Origin of the sequence: Flavobacterium sp. UBA7680 (genome assembly GCF_002482975.1) — a bacterium.
GTDB lineage: Bacteria > Bacteroidota > Bacteroidia > Flavobacteriales > Flavobacteriaceae > Flavobacterium.
On sequence record NZ_DLHA01000017.1, the window covers coordinates 226394 to 241735 of the forward strand.

16 protein-coding genes are annotated in these 15342 nt (G+C 32.3%); 7 read left to right on the forward strand and 9 right to left on the reverse strand.

Annotation, left to right across the window (positions count from 1 at the left end):
* Positions 1 to 23 precede the first annotated feature (23 nt).
* A complete protein-coding gene (locus B3C18_RS03565; RefSeq protein WP_291142492.1) occupies positions 24 to 2195 on the forward strand; it encodes a tetratricopeptide repeat-containing hybrid sensor histidine kinase/response regulator in 2172 nt (723 codons plus the stop codon).
* Positions 2196 to 2221: 26 nt separating this feature from the next.
* On the opposite strand, the gene lpxK is transcribed toward B3C18_RS03565, so the two are convergent.
* The 3 genes from lpxK to B3C18_RS03580 are packed head-to-tail and all read right to left on the reverse strand — an operon-like array spanning position 2222 to position 3748.
* The gene (gene lpxK / locus B3C18_RS03570) at positions 2222 to 3244 is read right to left on the reverse strand and encodes a tetraacyldisaccharide 4'-kinase (protein WP_291142495.1); all 1023 of its coding nucleotides are present in this window, start codon (positions 3242 to 3244) and stop codon (positions 2222 to 2224) included.
* A 4-nt stretch (positions 3245 to 3248) separates the two neighbouring features.
* Complete coding sequence (locus tag B3C18_RS03575; protein WP_091496383.1) at positions 3249 to 3530, reverse strand: Txe/YoeB family addiction module toxin; 282 nt, start codon at positions 3528 to 3530, stop codon at positions 3249 to 3251.
* The gene (locus B3C18_RS03580; RefSeq protein ID WP_291142500.1) at positions 3506 to 3748 is read right to left on the reverse strand and encodes a DUF2683 family protein; all 243 of its coding nucleotides are present in this window, start codon (positions 3746 to 3748) and stop codon (positions 3506 to 3508) included. Before B3C18_RS03580 ends, B3C18_RS03575 begins: the two co-directional genes overlap by 25 nt.
* Before the next feature lie 189 nt (positions 3749 to 3937).
* Here B3C18_RS03580 and B3C18_RS03585 point away from each other — a divergent pair, with 189 nt between their 5' ends.
* The 3 genes from B3C18_RS03585 (at position 3938) to B3C18_RS03595 (ending at position 6834) form a co-directional block, all read left to right on the forward strand.
* Complete coding sequence (locus tag B3C18_RS03585) at positions 3938 to 5032, forward strand: Nif3-like dinuclear metal center hexameric protein (protein ID WP_291142504.1); 1095 nt, start codon at positions 3938 to 3940, stop codon at positions 5030 to 5032.
* A gap of 3 nt (positions 5033 to 5035) precedes the next feature.
* The gene (locus tag B3C18_RS03590) at positions 5036 to 5815 is read left to right on the forward strand and encodes a zinc ribbon domain-containing protein (protein ID WP_291142507.1); all 780 of its coding nucleotides are present in this window, start codon (positions 5036 to 5038) and stop codon (positions 5813 to 5815) included.
* Positions 5816 to 5976: 161 nt separating this feature from the next.
* Positions 5977 to 6834 (forward strand): alpha/beta fold hydrolase, encoded by an 858-nt coding sequence (locus tag B3C18_RS03595; protein ID WP_291142510.1) that lies wholly within the window; start codon positions 5977 to 5979, stop codon positions 6832 to 6834.
* A 226-nt stretch (positions 6835 to 7060) separates the two neighbouring features.
* Here the strand turns inward: B3C18_RS03595 and B3C18_RS03600 are convergent, their stop codons facing one another.
* The gene (locus tag B3C18_RS03600; RefSeq protein ID WP_291142513.1) at positions 7061 to 7741 is read right to left on the reverse strand and encodes an ArsR/SmtB family transcription factor; all 681 of its coding nucleotides are present in this window, start codon (positions 7739 to 7741) and stop codon (positions 7061 to 7063) included.
* A 74-nt stretch (positions 7742 to 7815) separates the two neighbouring features.
* On the opposite strand from B3C18_RS03600, the gene B3C18_RS03605 reads away from it, so the two are divergent.
* The 3 genes from B3C18_RS03605 to rluF all read left to right on the forward strand — a co-directional run bounded on the left by B3C18_RS03605 (position 7816) and on the right by rluF (position 10274).
* Complete coding sequence (locus B3C18_RS03605; RefSeq protein ID WP_291142516.1) at positions 7816 to 8967, forward strand: cytochrome P450; 1152 nt, start codon at positions 7816 to 7818, stop codon at positions 8965 to 8967.
* A gap of 13 nt (positions 8968 to 8980) precedes the next feature.
* The gene (locus B3C18_RS03610; RefSeq protein WP_180860750.1) at positions 8981 to 9328 is read left to right on the forward strand and encodes an antibiotic biosynthesis monooxygenase family protein; all 348 of its coding nucleotides are present in this window, start codon (positions 8981 to 8983) and stop codon (positions 9326 to 9328) included.
* 118 nt (positions 9329 to 9446) lie between these two features.
* A complete protein-coding gene (gene rluF / locus B3C18_RS03615) occupies positions 9447 to 10274 on the forward strand; it encodes a 23S rRNA pseudouridine(2604) synthase RluF (protein WP_180860753.1) in 828 nt (275 codons plus the stop codon).
* 39 nt (positions 10275 to 10313) lie between these two features.
* Here the strand turns inward: rluF and B3C18_RS03620 are convergent, their stop codons facing one another.
* The 5 genes from B3C18_RS03620 to B3C18_RS03640 all read right to left on the reverse strand — a co-directional run bounded on the left by B3C18_RS03620 (position 10314) and on the right by B3C18_RS03640 (position 15303).
* A complete protein-coding gene (locus B3C18_RS03620; protein ID WP_291142524.1) occupies positions 10314 to 11702 on the reverse strand; it encodes a DUF4173 domain-containing protein in 1389 nt (462 codons plus the stop codon).
* 139 nt (positions 11703 to 11841) lie between these two features.
* Positions 11842 to 12132, reverse strand: a complete 291-nt coding sequence (locus B3C18_RS03625) for a winged helix-turn-helix domain-containing protein (RefSeq protein WP_053472423.1) — start codon at positions 12130 to 12132, stop codon at positions 11842 to 11844.
* A gap of 4 nt (positions 12133 to 12136) precedes the next feature.
* A complete protein-coding gene (locus tag B3C18_RS03630) occupies positions 12137 to 12751 on the reverse strand; it encodes a hypothetical protein (protein ID WP_180860757.1) in 615 nt (204 codons plus the stop codon).
* 518 nt (positions 12752 to 13269) lie between these two features.
* Positions 13270 to 14196, reverse strand: coding sequence for a magnesium transporter CorA family protein (locus tag B3C18_RS03635; RefSeq protein WP_291142530.1), 927 nt, complete (start codon positions 14194 to 14196; stop codon positions 13270 to 13272).
* A gap of 219 nt (positions 14197 to 14415) precedes the next feature.
* Positions 14416 to 15303, reverse strand: coding sequence for a bifunctional 5,10-methylenetetrahydrofolate dehydrogenase/5,10-methenyltetrahydrofolate cyclohydrolase (locus B3C18_RS03640; RefSeq protein WP_291142533.1), 888 nt, complete (start codon positions 15301 to 15303; stop codon positions 14416 to 14418).
* Between the last annotated feature and the right edge of the window lie 39 nt (positions 15304 to 15342).

A 15342-nucleotide genomic window follows, 5' to 3' on the forward strand; every position in this document is an offset into this window, starting at 1 on the left:
TCATTGTAAATGCACTGCCATACATGAAGTACTATCTTTTATCTGTTGTTTGTTTTTTTAATTCATTTTTGTATTCTCAAATCAAACAGAATACAGATAGTGTTTCCTATTATAATAAACTGGCTAATAAAAAACTGAATAGTAAAGAGTACAATGAAGCTGTCTTTTACACTAAAAAATCAATTGATTTTTGCGAGACGAATAACATTCCCGAAAATTTAGCCAACCAAACTTTTAAGCTTGGGAAAATTTACTACAATCAGCGGAAGTATGACGAAGCGTTAAAAAACTTTCACAAAAGTGTTTCTTCCTTTGACAGCGTAAAACCAACTTGTACCAAAATCTTAGCATTACAATATATTGGCGCTGTAAACACCGCAAAAGGCGATTATAAAACTGCAGACGTTTATTATGCAAAAGCTCAAAAACTTTTAAAACAGCTTGGTATTGTTGATAGTTCTGAAATTTTAGACTATCAAAAAGCAATTGCATATAAAACCAATAAAAATTTCTATCAGGCGACCAAAACCTTCCGCAAAATTATCAGGGTGCCAGATAACCCATTAATCTTAAAAACTAAAAGTGATACTTATTATCAACTGGGATTAATTGAAACGCAGCTTAAGCGGAATGATTCTGCCATGGTTTATTTTGAAAAAGCGCTTGATTATACCGAGAAGACAAATGACCTTACGCAGAAATCAAAAATAACTTTAGCGATAAGTCAATATTACAAACAAAGCAAAAATTTTGATTTAGCTTATTCTTACTTAGATGAACATTATCAATTAGAAAATTATATTCTAAAACTAAAAAATGCTAAAATAGATTTTAACGAATTTCAAAAATTCAAAAAAAATCAAACTTTAAACAATACACTTAAGCGGGAAAGTGAAGAAAAAATCCAGCTTAAAACGTATCGTTATTCTAAATTAGTCAGCATTTTAGCGATTGCCTTAATTTCGATTCTATCTCTTTTGAGTCTGGCGTTATACAAAAACAATATTATTCGTAATCAGAATAATTTACTTTTAAGAGAAAAAAACAAAGAACTTATTTTGGCTAAAAACAAAGCCGAAAAAGCCTCAAAAGCAAGATCAGAATTTTTATCAACCGTAAGTCACGAACTGCGGACACCGCTAAATGCAATTAACGGAATCACACATTTACTTCTTGAAGATAACCCGAAAAAAGCACAGCTAAAATACTTAGAATCTCTAAAATTCTCCGGAAATTATCTTACTACTTTTATAAACGAAATTCTTGAAATTAATAAAATCGACTCGACTAAAGTGGAAGTCGAAAACATTAGTTTTAATTTAAAAGAATTGCTTTTTAATATTCAAAGCTCTTTAAAAGAACTGGCAACGGCTAATAAAAACTATTTTAACTTAGAAATAGACGATGCAATTCCAGACAATTTAATTGGTGACCCAACCAAATTATCTCAAATTATATTAAACCTGATTAATAATGCATTAAAATTCACCCAAAACGGAAATGTGAATGTAATTGCTAAATTATTTGGGCAGGAAGATGAAAATGCAACCGTTTATTTTGAAATAGTCGATACCGGAATTGGTATTCCCGAAGATAAACTTCAAACCGTTTTCGAAAGTTTTTCGCAAGGTTCTATCGAAGTAAACCGAAAATACGGAGGTACAGGATTAGGTCTTACTATTGTAAAAAAATTAATCGAACTTTTAGGAGGCGAAATCAAACTAAAAAGTGAAGTTGGCAAAGGATCAACTTTTACTTTCAAATTAAATTTTAAAATTAATAACGAACCTTTGGAAGCTGTTACAGAAGAAAAACCATATAACGACAAACAATTAAAACACAAGTCTATTTTACTGATTGAAGACAACAAAATCAATCAAATGATTACGCGTAAAATGCTTGAAAACAAAATGATTACCTGTGAAATTATCGACAATGGCGAAGATGCAGTTGAACTTTTAAAAGTGAAACGTTTTGATATGATTTTAATGGATGTTCATTTACCTGGAATTAACGGAACTACTGCAACGCAGCACATTAGGGATTTCGATAAAACAACTCCTATTATTGCATTGACGGCTATTTCGCTTGACGAAAACAGAGATATGCTTTTATCTTTTGGAATGAACGATGTAATTACAAAACCTTTTGTTCCTGACGAATTTTACAGTACAATTGCTAAGTTTTTTGATTAGCACAAAGCTTCTAAGATGCTGATTTTCTAAGATTCTGAGTTTTCTTTTATATACTGTAAAATCGAAACATCAAAATTTTGCTGGTGATTGATGAATGTGCTTTTTATGGGCAGATAATACAATTGAGAAACCAGTTTCGAATCTTTTAAACGAACATAATCTTTCTCAGTTGTAATAATCTTTCTTCCGTTTGCTTTATTTTGAATGGAATCTAAATCGGCATCAGAAAAATGATGATGATCTGGGAAAGTCAAACATTCATCATTTTCATTTTTTAAATAATCAAAAAATGGTTTTGGTTTTGCAATTCCGGCTAAAAGCAACTTTGATTCTGATTTTATTTCATCCACAGTAATCTTTTCATTTTTACCATAAATTACAGTATCGTAATCTATAAAAGTAAAGAAGATTTGCTGCGAACAATTTAGCTTTAACTTTAAACGAATCTCTTCTTGTTTTTCTTCCGATAAATTATTTGGGCATTTAGTAACCACAACAATATTAGCTCTATTGGCTCCGCTTCGGCTTTCTCTTAAATTTCCTGTTGGCAGCATAAAATCATCTGCATATAAATCGCCATAAGAAGTCAGCAGAATATAAAATCCAGCTTTTACTTTTCGATGCTGATAAGCGTCGTCTAATAAAACTACCTGAGGTTTTTCTTTCTGCGAAAGCAATTGTGTGATTCCGTTTGTTCGATTCGCATCAACCGCAACCTGAACATTTGGAAATTTTTGATAAAACTGAAAAGGTTCATCGCCCAGAATTTCAGCATTTGAAGCTGCATCTGCCAAAACAAAACCTTCCGATTTTCTTTTATAACCCCGGCTTAAAGTCGCCACTTTATATTTATCAGCTAATAACCGAATCAAATATTCAATTTGTGGAGTTTTTCCAGTTCCGCCCACACTTAAATTTCCAACCGCAATAACCGGAACATTAAAAGAAGTTGATTTTAGAATTCCTTTATCAAAAAGAAAATTGCGAATGCTGGTAATGAATCCGTATAGAATGGCAAAGGGAAAAAGTATTTTTCGAAGTAAGTTCATAGAATTATTTATCTGAATAATGACCCATTGCAGAAATTACAAATACGGTTACAATATCTTCCTGGACTTTATATATAATTCTATCTTTAGAATTTATTTCTCTAGACCAAAACCCGCTTAATCCATATTTTAATGCTTCTGGTTTCCCAACACCTTCATAAGGTGTTTCACTAAGCTCTTCTAAAATCTGATTAATTTTTTTGATACTAGCCTGATTACCTGCTTTGAAATGTTTTTTTAAATGTGACTCCGCTAATTTTTCTATTTTAAGCCTAAACTTCCCCATACATCTTTTGGATCAACCTCTTTATAATCACCTCTTTTATCTGATTCTAATACCATTTTTACAAATTCAGGATTATAGGGACTTTTTTCCTCTTTAAGTTTTTTTGAATCTGTTTCAATAATCTCAATTTCATCAAACCCTTTAAAACTATCAAACATGGCGATAAAAGCTTTCCCTATCTTAGTGCGTTCGTTTATTTTTACAGTTAGCGTTTTCATAGTTCTTGATTTAAACACAAAGATACAAAAAGTAAACCATTCGTTTATAGAATGTAAATCAAGTCACAGAACAATCTGGAGCATCTTCTAATCAAGTATAGTTTTATTGAAGTAGTTTTTTTCGTTAATTTGTTTTAGGTTTCAGTTGTCAAAAAACTTGAAACCTGAAACTTGAAACAAAATAAAAAAATGAAAATCAAAGACATCATAACCGTACTAGAAGAAATGGCGCCTCTCGCCTATGCAGAAGATTTTGATAATGTGGGACTTTTAGTGGGGAATCCGGAAAACGAAAGTAACGGAGTTTTAGTTTGTCATGATGCATTAGAAAATGTAATTGAAGAAGCCATAACTAAAAATTGCAATCTCGTAGTTTGCTTTCATCCTATCTTATTTTCTGGAATTAAAAAAATTACCGGCAAAAACTATGTCGAGCGAGCTATTTTAAAAGCAATTAAAAATGATATTGCTATTTATGCCGTACATACCGCTTTAGATAATCATCCGCAGGGAGTTAATAACATTTTCTGTAATACTCTAGGTTTAATAAACACCAAAATTTTAATTCCAAAACAGCAATTTTTACAAAAATTAGTAACTTATACTGTTCATGATAATTCTGAAAAAGTTCGAAATGCAATGTTCGAAGCCGGCGCAGGAACTATCGGAAACTATGATAACTGCAGTTTTAATTCTGAAGGTTTTTTCACTTTTAAAGGAAATGAAAAAAGCAATCCAACAATTGGAGAAAAAGGAAAATTACATACCGGAACAGAAATAAAAATCGAAGTTATTTTTGAGAAGCATTTACAATCTAAAATTTTAAAAGCGCTTTTAACGAATCATATTTATGAAGAAGTGGCTTATGAAATCTACGATCTGCAAAATTCACATCAAAATATTGGCTTAGGAATGATTGGGGAATTGGAGAATGAAATGGATGAAAAGGAATTTCTTCTGCACATAAAAGAAATTATGATTGCCCGCGGCATTCGTCATTCTGCCTTTACAGGAAAAAAAGTAAAAAAAGTAGCCGTTTTGGGAGGTTCAGGAAGCTTTGCCATAAAAAATGCAATTCAGGCTGGAGCCGATGCTTTTTTAACTGCTGATTTAAAATATCATCAGTTTTATGAAGCAGAAAACAAGTTACTTTTGGCCGATATTGGTCATTTTGAGAGCGAACGCTATACAAAAAACTATATTGTTGATTATCTTCGAAAAAAAATTCTTAATTTTGCGATCATTTTATCGGAAGAAAATACAAATCCAGTTAAGTACTTATAGAATATGACGAATACGAAAGAATTAAGTGTTGAGGACAAGTTAAGAGCAATATATGATTTACAGCTTATTGACTCTAGAATTGACGAAATCAGAAACGTTAGAGGAGAACTTCCTTTAGAGGTTGAAGATTTAGAAGATGAAGTTGCAGGTTTGAGCACTCGTTCAGAGAAACTGAAAAGTGAACTTGAAGTGATTGAGGAGCAAATCAAAGCAAAGAAAATTGCTATTGAGGAGCATAAAGAGGTTATCAAGAAATACACAAAACAACAAGAATCAGTTCGTAACAACAGAGAATTTAATTCTTTGACTAAAGAAGTTGAATTTCAGGAATTAGAAATTCAATTAGCTGAAAAGCAAATCAAAGAAATGAAAGCTTCTATCGAGCATAAAAAAGAAGTTATTTCTAATTTAAAAGAAAAACTTGATGCTAAAAGCTCTCATTTAAAACATAAAAAATCTGAATTAGACGCTATTATGGCTGAAACTCAAAAAGAAGAAATCTTCTTATCTGAGAAATCAGCTGAATTTTCAGCTCTAATCGAAGACAGATTATTAGCTGCTTACAACAGAATCAGAAGCAGTGTTCGTAACGGATTAGCTGTAGTTTCTATTGAAAGAGGTGCTTCTGCAGGATCTTTCTTTACAATTCCACCACAAACTCAGGTTGAAATCGCTTCTAGAAAGAAAATCATTACTGATGAGCACTCTGGAAGAATTTTAGTTGACACTCAATTAGCTGAAGAAGAAAAAGAAAAAATGGAACAATTGTTCTCAAAATTCTAAATATCAAGTCCCGATTTAATCGGGACTTTTTTTTTGCATATTTTTTTGCCACAGATTAAAAGGATTAACACAGATTAAATTATTCTTACGCTGAATAAAATCTTTTTAATCCTTTTAATCTGTGGCAAAACATTTTTTACCTTTAGAAAAAAATTTAAGTTTTGGGAATTAAAAAAGGAATTCGTTTTATTACATTAAAATCAGTTGGATCTTATATTAACTTTTTGAGTTATGTGCGTCCGCAAAAAGCTCTTGAACTTTCTTATGCACTTTTTAGCCAGCCGAGAATTGGAAGACTGCAAAAAGAAACACTTCCAAAAGTTTTAAGACATACCGAAACAGAAACTTTCCATCATAACGAACATCATTTTCAAACCTATATCTGGAAAGGAAATGAAACCAAAATTTTACTAGTTCATGGTTGGGAAAGTAATGCTGCGCGCTGGAAAAAAACATTGCCGCATTTACAAAAATCAGGAAGTACTATTATTGCAATTGACGCTCCTGCCCACGGACAAAGCAGCGGAAAAGAATTTAATGTTCCGCTTTATGCCGAATTCATCAATAAAGCCGTAGAAAAATATCAGCCTGAAATTATTATTGGGCATTCTATTGGCGGTGCGGCCTGTGTTTATCATCAATATTTATTTCCGAATACGAGCATCAATAAAATGGTTATTCTTGGCGCTCCTTCTGATTTAAAAACTTTGATTGATAATTACATTTCAATGCTAAGTTTGAACTCCAAAATGTTACCTCTTTTAGAAAGCAAATTTATAAATCGCTTCAACTTTAAACTGGAAGATTTTTCAGGGCAAAAATTTGCATCTCAATTTACTATTCCTGGTTTCATTGCGCATGATACTTCAGATAAAATCGTCGCTTTTGAAGAAGGAAAAAAAATAGCCAGCAATTGGAAAAATAGTCAGTTTATTGAAACCAAAGGTTTAGGCCACGGAATGCATGATGATGAGTTGTATGATAAGGTGATTGAGTTTCTTTTTGAAGGTTCAAAGTAACAAAGAGACAAAGGTTCAGAGGTTTCTCTTACTGAGACCGCATTTTTGTCATCCTGAGCGAAGTCGAAGGGCTCACAAGTAGCTCGATCAAGATTGGCGATTTTAGGAACGGAGTTTCTTGCGAAGATTGCTTCGCCAATTCACTATCGCTCGTGTCCTCGTTCCTCGGAATGACAAATGTTAAGGAAAAATCTAAAATTCTAACAATCTAAGAAGTCTAAATTGTCTAAACAACAATTTTAAAATACTTAAACAGCTCCTTCTCTCCTTTTCCGGTAATAGTAATTGCTCTGGAATTAACGGTTTTTCTGAGCCAGTCTTCCTTTATCATTTTGTTGAAAAGCAAAGTTCCGACTGAACCGGCAATATGATTTCTTCGTTCACTCCAATCTAAACAAGGTTTTAAAAATATTCGCTTTTGTTTTTGCGCTTCTTCTAAATTAATTCCAAAATCAGAAAACCATTTTTCTCCTTCCTTGCTAATTTCAAACGCATTGTTTTTTTCTACAACTATTTTTTGTTCCAATAAACTATCCGTTAAAGCAACTCCAATTTTTCCGGCTAAATGATCGTAACAAGTTCTACAGAATTTTATTGGAGGATAATTTTCTGTTTTATTTTTTAAAGAAACTGCTGGTTTCGGAACTATGTTTGCCATTGCTTCAAGCGCGTATGCAACTTCCTTATTCGAAAATCTATAATATTTATGACGTCCTTGTTTTTCTACACAAAGCAAATCGGCATCGAGAAGTTTTCCTAAATGCATACTTATATTTTGCGGCGAAGTATTTGCGCTGACTGCTAATTCTGTCGCTGTAAAAGCTCTTCCGTCCATTAAAGTCCACAGAATTAAAGCGCGCGTTGGGTCGCCAATTAAAGATGCCGTTTTTATAAATTGATCTTCCATTTAGATATCGATAGTTAAGTACAGAATGAACTATTGCTTTGTAAAGTTAAATAACTTTGCTAAAAACATTCCATATGACTTCTGCTTTATTTCTTCAATCTAATACTGCCGATCCCTATTCGATCTATAAAAACATGCTCAAAAACAACTCTGTTTTTTGGGATGAAACAAATAAAATATGGGCGATTTATTCGTATGAAGATTGTGTTTCAATTTTAAAAAATCCTAAAGCTGAGATTCCGCCAGTAAATCCAGACAACGAACAAAAACTGAATAAAACGGCATTAGAAATTTTAAATAATCTGACACGATTATCAAACGGAATTTCGCATGAAATTTCAAAAGAAATCGCGATGTTATTATTTTCAAAGATGAAATTAGTCGATATTAATTCAATTATTTCTCAATTAATACAAAGTAATTTAGTCGAAAATAAAATGGATTGGGTAAATTCGGTTTGCAAAAAACTGCCCATTTTAGTTGTTTTGAAAAGTTTTGGTTTTGAAGAAAAGGATTGTGATTTTATTTCAAACCAAATGGAATCTTTAGTTAAAATAATGCTTTCGCAGAAAACAGAAGAACAGATAAAATATATAAATGAAATTGCGCCAGAAATCTTTTCAATTGCCGAAAAACAGCTTTCTTCATTGTATTTTTACGAATCTATCCTAACCAAAATTTCAGAATCAAATTCTCTTTCGCTCAGCGAAATTAAAACAATAAGTATTAGTAATTTAATTGGATTATTTATTCAGAGTTTTGATGCCGGAAGGGGAATTTTGAGCAATTCATTATTGCAGATTCTTAATCATAAAACTTTTTCCAGTAAAACGGAAATTGAAAAATCGGTTATTGAAACTTTGCGTTTTGATCCGCCCATTCATAATACAAGACGAATTGCTGTCGAAGATATTTTTATCAGCGAAAGCCAAATTAAAAAAAATGACTCGATTTTAGTCGTACTTGCATCCGCAAATCGAGATCCGAAAAAGTTTGAAAAGGAGTCCAATTTTGATATGGAAAGAAATAACAATGCCGAAAACCTAACTTTTGGAACTGGCAGACATATGTGCCTGGCAAAACATTTCTCCATTCATTTAGCTGCCGAAGCTTTATGGTTTTTATTTAATGAATTTAAAACCGTAAAAATTTTAGAAAATAATATTCAATACGAACCAATGATTAATGCCCGATTACCAAAAACAATCTGGGTTTCATTACAATAAAAAAAATAAAAATATGATAGCTGTAATTTTTGAAGTGATTCCAAACGAAGGAAAAAAAGAGGAATATCTTGATATCGCTGCAAGTCTGCGTCCTGAATTAGACCATATTGAAGGTTTTATTTCGATAGAACGATTTCAGAGTTTTTCTGATCCTTCAAAAGTTTTGTCTTTATCTTTCTGGAGGGATGAAGAGAGTATTCAGCAATGGAGAAATCTTGAAATGCATCGCGCTGCGCAGGCAAAAGGTAGAAATGAAGTTTTCAAAGATTATCATTTACGAATTGCAACCGTTGTGCGTGATTACGGAATGTTTGAAAGAAAAGAAACTCCAGAGGATAGTTCGATTTTTCATGATTCTTAATTAAGGTACTGAGGTTCTAAGTTGCTAAGATTCTAAGTTTTTTTTAGTTCAAAGCTTTTGAAAAATCTAAAATCTGAATTCTAAAATCTAAAATCATTTTTTTGCCTACTTTTGCAGTATGGAAGAAAATCTTAAACGTCTTAATAAATTTATTGGTGAAACGGGATATTGTTCTCGTCGTGAAGCCGATAAATTAATTGAAGAAGGACGTGTAACAATAAATGGCGCTGTGCCGGAAATGGGAACTAAAGTTTCGCCAGATGATGAAGTACGCATAGACGGAAAGTTAATCGTGGAAAAGCACGAAAAAATGGTTTATTTAGCTTTCAACAAACCAGTTGGAATCGAATGCACCACTAATTTAGAAGTCCGAAATAATATTGTGGATTATATCAATTATCCGAAACGTATTTTCCCAATTGGAAGATTGGATAAAGCGAGTGAAGGATTAATTTTTATGACGAATGATGGTGACATTGTAAACAAGATTTTACGTGCCAGAAACAATCACGAAAAAGAATATACGGTTACGGTTAACAAACCTATTACAGATCGTTTTATACAACGAATGGGAAATGGTGTTCCGATTTTAGATACGGTTACCAAGAAATGTAAAGTCGAGCAAATTAGTAAATACACTTTTAAAATAATTTTGACTCAGGGTTTAAACCGTCAGATTAGAAGAATGTCTGAATATTTAGGCTACGAAGTAACGGCACTTAAACGTATCCGAATTATTAATATTTCTTTGGATGTTCCGGTTGGGCGTTACCGCGATTTAACCGATGCTGAAATTAAAGAATTAAATCAGTTAATTGAGCCTTCGAGTAAAACGGAAGAAGCGAGTTTTCCTAAAGTTGAAGCTCCAAGTCAAAGTTCGAATCGAAGAACAACATTTATTTCAAAGCACGATCCCCGATTTAGAAAAAGAGGTGATAACAATTAAATAAAGTCCCATTTGAAATTTCAAATGGGACTTTTTAATTTATTTCTTATTATCTAAAAATTCATAATACAAAGCCTTAGATAAAAAACCTGCATTTTGATAATTTGAAATTAATTCTTCTCTTACCGCTTCTGGATATTTTCCATCTAAATTATTTTTTGAAAGATATTCTCTTCGTGCATCATCATTAAAATTTAATCCGCTTAAAAACACAGGTTCTACTCCTTTGTTTACCGAAATATTATAATTGGTTACTAAATTTCCCCAATTTACATAACTGCATATCAATATTGTTCCGTAGAAATACCAAATCATTTGGTTGAAAAGATAGGCGTTGGTTTTTTGTTTCGTGATCTTCAAGAAAGAATAAACTAAACCGATAATAGCCAAAATTAAAAAAGCATAAACTCCGAGACGTTTGTATGTTAAACCATAGAAAGAAACATATTCTGAGTTTTTAACGATGGCACTTACAATTAAAACTACATTTAATATAATCCATACTTTTGCCAGTTTTTTTAATGTTGTTGCTTTTTCATCAAAATTAAATCCGCCTTTAAAGTAAAATAAGATTACGCCAACTGCCATTAAAATTGAAAATATAACTGCATTTACACGTTCGTGTGTATCTGCACTTAAATTTGTTTTTTCGACTACTTCAAAAAATTGCTCGTAATTATATGTTCCGATGAAAATTAGAAGCATAATATTCAACATAAATAATGTGATCACGCCGCTTTTTCTTTCAAAATCCAAATCTAAAAATGAAAATGTACTTTGATTTTTTACTTCAGAAATGTTAGTGAATTCATTGTTTAGTTTTGGGTTGAACTGATAAGAAACATCCGGAACCCAGTAATTCCAAAAACTGAATGAGATATAAAATCCCAAAATGCACATAGCGATTAATTGAGGCAGATTGATATCTAATGTATAATCAGTAAATAATGAAGAGAAATGATTACTCCCGAAAGAATAAACGATAAAAAATAATCCAAGAAATATTACCGGAATAATTACAAACGCTACTAGTTTTTTAGCAAAATCATTGTGTATTTTTCGTTCAGGAAGCCATTGACTAAATATAAAAATACGCCCTATTGTAGTAATTCCGTTTAGGAATATTAAGGGAAAAATCTGAACGATTTTAAGTTCTCCATCCTGCGTTTTAAATTGTAAAAACAGAATTGATAATGCTAAAGCAAAAAATGAAGCGGCATCTCCATACCACGCAAAGGCGAAACAAGACAAAATAGAAGTCATTACCAAAACAAGATGTGATCTGTTTACAAACTTTTCCTGAAAGAAATAACTAATTAACAGAGTGAGTATTACTCCAAAAATAGAGATATTGATTCCGACAGATTCATTGTAAAAAAGCAGTATAAAAACCGCTGTACAAGCTAAAATAATTTGATGTTTTTTCATTTTTGTAGATTTTTATTTGTTATTGGTCAAAAATGTAATTGCCTTATCTGCTAATTGTAAAAACACTATCGGCAATTTCATGATTTTAATTTTAAAAGTACTTTGCGATTCAAAGTTTTTAGGTAAAAAAATATAGTTATTAGGATTTCATTAATTTTTCGAGATAAGAAAGGTGTTCTTTGAACGCTGCGCGGCCTAGCGGCGTTACCTGATAAGATGTTTTGGGCTTTTTGCCAACAAATTCTTTCTTAACTTCGATGTATTCAGATTTCTCCAACGCAGAGGAATGACTTGCTAAATTACCATCGGTGATATTTAAAAGTGTTTTCATCTCGGTAAAGTCTACCCAGTCGTTAACCATCAGAACGGACATAATACCCAGTCTGACACGGCTTTCAAAATCTTTATTTAGTTTATCAATAATTCCCATTGGGTTATTTGTATTTTTTGAACATCACCAATCCATATGCGATATGCAGGATACCAAATCCTAAGATCCAAAATATTAAACCATATCCAATATAAAAAAGTGAAATACATCCTAACAAAAGCTCAGAAAAACCTAGATATTTTATATCTGAGAATGTATATTTTTCGGCATTGATAACGGCTAGTCCGTAAAATAGTAAAGTCGACGGCGCTACTAAACCGTAATATCCGTGATATATTAATGCTAAACAAAATATCCCTCCTGCTGCAAGTGGAACTGCCAGATTAAACAACATATTTTTTGTGGCAGAGGTCCAAATTGGCAAATTGTATTTTTTACTTTTCCTAACGGTAAAAAAGGTTCCGAATACAAAGGCACAAACTAAAATTATTACGCCAATCCAGATTAATTCTGAAACTAAACTGCCAGATAATATTATATGTTCGTCAGTGAAATATTCGATTCCATTTACTTTAAAAAGCTGATAAACATACAATCCGCCAATTAATGCCGAAAGTCCCGCGAAAACTCCTGAAAGTCCGCTTAACGATATAAATCTTGAAGAACGTTCCATCATGGAACGAATATGTGCTAAATCTTCTTGGTGCTTTTGATTCATAATTAAAGTACTTTGCGTTACAAAGTTATTATTTATTTTGAATTGACAAATAAAAAAATGAGTTTTATTTTAATTAAATTAAATCGCAGACATAATGAATGAATTGTTAAATCAGAAAATGTATAATCCCTACGGGATATTTTACCTGTGAAATAATATTATAACTACCGATATATAACTCCTAACGGAGTATCTCGGAGAGATTAAATATCGGTAGCTAAATCATTTACCACGATTTTTTGTCTCGTAGGGACTACACATTTTAATTAAAATTCATAGTCATACCTACAAGGTTTTGAAAACCTTGTAGGAACGGGATTTGTTGTTATCTGAGTGCTGCGTGAGGGATAGGAGCTGGCTACCGAAGTAGCGCGGATAGCCCGACCGTCCCGATATAAGAAGGCGTATTTACATAAAGTATATTGGCCTTCTTATCTCGGGACGGTCACGCCCAAAGTATAAAAACGAAAAAGCCTATTCGTAATGAACAGGCTTTTATATTATCGTAAAATTTCAATTTAAAACCATCTTCTTCTTTTGAATAAAAAGACTCCGAAAGTCGATAAGATTACGGAGACTAAAAGCAGAATCCAAATTCCGTATTTACTTTCTTCCAAGCCGTTTGGTACGTTCATTCCGTACAAACTGGCGATTAAGGTTGGAATCATTAAGATGATCGAAATCGAAGTCATCTGCTTCATGATATTATTCATATTATTCGAAATTACTGAAGCATAAGCATCCATCATTCCGGTTAAGATGTTACTGTAAATATTGGCTGTATCCTGCGCCTGGCTTAATTCGATTTCGACGTCTTCTAATAAATCCAGGTCGTAGCTTGCTTTATATGCTCTTAGATTTTTTATGCGATGGAACAAAACATCATTTGCTTTTAATGAAGTAATAAAGAAAACTAAACATTTTTCGATTTGAAGCAATGCTTGTAATTCTTCATTTTTAATGGATTTCTCTAAATTATCTTCTGCCAGTTTTATTTTCTGATTGATTTGTTTTAGGTATTTTAAATACCAAACACTTGATGAAAGAAGTAATCTTAAAACCCAGTCGCAATTATCTTTTACCTGAATGTTTTTGCGTTGTGAATACAACATAAAATCGTGTATGATTTCTGTTTTGTAAAAAGTTATGGTTACGCAAACATCGTCTTTAAAAATTACGCCCAGAGGAATGGTTTGAAAAGGAAGTTTGATGTCGTTACTTTTTATTGGAACGCGCATGATGATAAGCGTCCAGCCGTCTTCGATTTCGATACGTGGTCTTTCGTCGATATCTTCAATATCATTGTAAAAAGCTTCGGGAATTTGAAGTTCTTCTAGTAAGTATTTTTTTTCTGTTTCTGATGGATCTTCAATGTTGATCCAGCAGTTTGGAGTCCATTTTGGTATTTCTAGTAATCCGTTGTTGTTTGTGTAAAAGGCTTTCATTTCAAAATACAGGGTTTTAACGCAGCATTTTGAAAGATTTCAAAAGCTGCTTTTTAATTTAATACTAACGAATAATAATCGTCCATTTGGAGAAGTGTTTTTTAAGTGTGGCAAAAGTATCTTTTATTTTTAAGAACCAAAACTTTAAAGTATTAATTATATATTAAAAACAACAAAGCCTGTTCGTTTGAACAGGCTTTGTAATATATTAGAAACAAATTACTTGTTTTTTTGGCTTCTCATTTTGCGTGCTAAAAGTGTATTTTTAAGCAACATTGCAATTGTCATTGGTCCTACTCCACCCGGAACTGGTGTAATAAATGATGCTTTTTTACTTACTCCGTCAAAATCAACGTCGCCTTTGATAACATAACCTTTTGGGTTTGATGCGTCATCTACACGAGTAATTCCAACGTCGATGATTGTTACTCCATCTTTTACCATATCAGCTTTTAAAAATTCAGGAACTCCTAAAGCTGTGATAATTATATCGGCATTTTTAGTGTATTCTTCTAAGTTTTTAGTACGGCTGTGTGTTAACGTAACTGTCGAATCTCCCGGATTTCCTTTACGGCTCATTAAAATACTCATTGGTCGGCCAACGATATGGCTTCTTCCAATTACTACGGTATGTTTTCCTGAAGTTTCTACTTTGTAACGCTCTAACAATTCCATAATTCCAAATGGTGTTGCCGGAATGAAACTTTCCATTTCAAGAGCCATTCTTCCAAAGTTTGTTGGGTGAAATCCGTCTACGTCTTTATCTGGATCAATTGCTAATAATATTTTTTGCTCGTCGATGTGTTTTGGTAAAGGAAGCTGTACGATATATCCGTCTAGGTTATCATCTTCATTTAACTCTTTAATTTTAGCAAGCAGTTCATCTTCGGTAATGGTTTCCGGCAGACTTACTAAAGTTGAATCAAATCCGATTTCCTGACATGATTTTACTTTACTTCCTACGTAAGTTAAACTTGCTCCGTTTGTTCCAACTAAAACTGCGGCTAAATGAGGTACTTTTCCTCCGGCTGCTTTTATGGATTGAACTTCGACTGCAATTTCGTTTTTAATGTCGTTAGATGTTTTTTTACCGTCTAGTAGTTGCATTGTGTTTTGTTGTTTTTGTTTCAGGTTTCAAGTTTCACG

Coding starts and splice junctions, on each gene's coding strand:
- B3C18_RS03640 (WP_291142533.1), bottom strand. CDS start 15,303: ATGCAACTACTAGACGGTAAAAAAACATCTAACGACATTAAAAACGAA.
- B3C18_RS03630 (WP_180860757.1), bottom strand. CDS start 12,751: ATGAATCAAAAGCACCAAGAAGATTTAGCACATATTCGTTCCATGATG.
- B3C18_RS03600 (WP_291142513.1), bottom strand. CDS start 7,741: ATGGAAGATCAATTTATAAAAACGGCATCTTTAATTGGCGACCCAACG.
- B3C18_RS03565 (WP_291142492.1), top strand. CDS start 24: ATGAAGTACTATCTTTTATCTGTTGTTTGTTTTTTTAATTCATTTTTG.
- B3C18_RS03635 (WP_291142530.1), bottom strand. CDS start 14,196: ATGAAAGCCTTTTACACAAACAACAACGGATTACTAGAAATACCAAAA.
- rluF (WP_180860753.1), top strand. CDS start 9,447: ATGGAAGAAAATCTTAAACGTCTTAATAAATTTATTGGTGAAACGGGA.
- B3C18_RS03625 (WP_053472423.1), bottom strand. CDS start 12,132: ATGGGAATTATTGATAAACTAAATAAAGATTTTGAAAGCCGTGTCAGA.
- B3C18_RS03575 (WP_091496383.1), bottom strand. CDS start 3,530: ATGGGGAAGTTTAGGCTTAAAATAGAAAAATTAGCGGAGTCACATTTA.
- lpxK (WP_291142495.1), bottom strand. CDS start 3,244: ATGAACTTACTTCGAAAAATACTTTTTCCCTTTGCCATTCTATACGGA.
- B3C18_RS03590 (WP_291142507.1), top strand. CDS start 5,036: ATGACGAATACGAAAGAATTAAGTGTTGAGGACAAGTTAAGAGCAATA.
- B3C18_RS03585 (WP_291142504.1), top strand. CDS start 3,938: ATGAAAATCAAAGACATCATAACCGTACTAGAAGAAATGGCGCCTCTC.
- B3C18_RS03605 (WP_291142516.1), top strand. CDS start 7,816: ATGACTTCTGCTTTATTTCTTCAATCTAATACTGCCGATCCCTATTCG.
- B3C18_RS03610 (WP_180860750.1), top strand. CDS start 8,981: ATGATAGCTGTAATTTTTGAAGTGATTCCAAACGAAGGAAAAAAAGAG.
- B3C18_RS03580 (WP_291142500.1), bottom strand. CDS start 3,748: ATGAAAACGCTAACTGTAAAAATAAACGAACGCACTAAGATAGGGAAA.
- B3C18_RS03620 (WP_291142524.1), bottom strand. CDS start 11,702: ATGAAAAAACATCAAATTATTTTAGCTTGTACAGCGGTTTTTATACTG.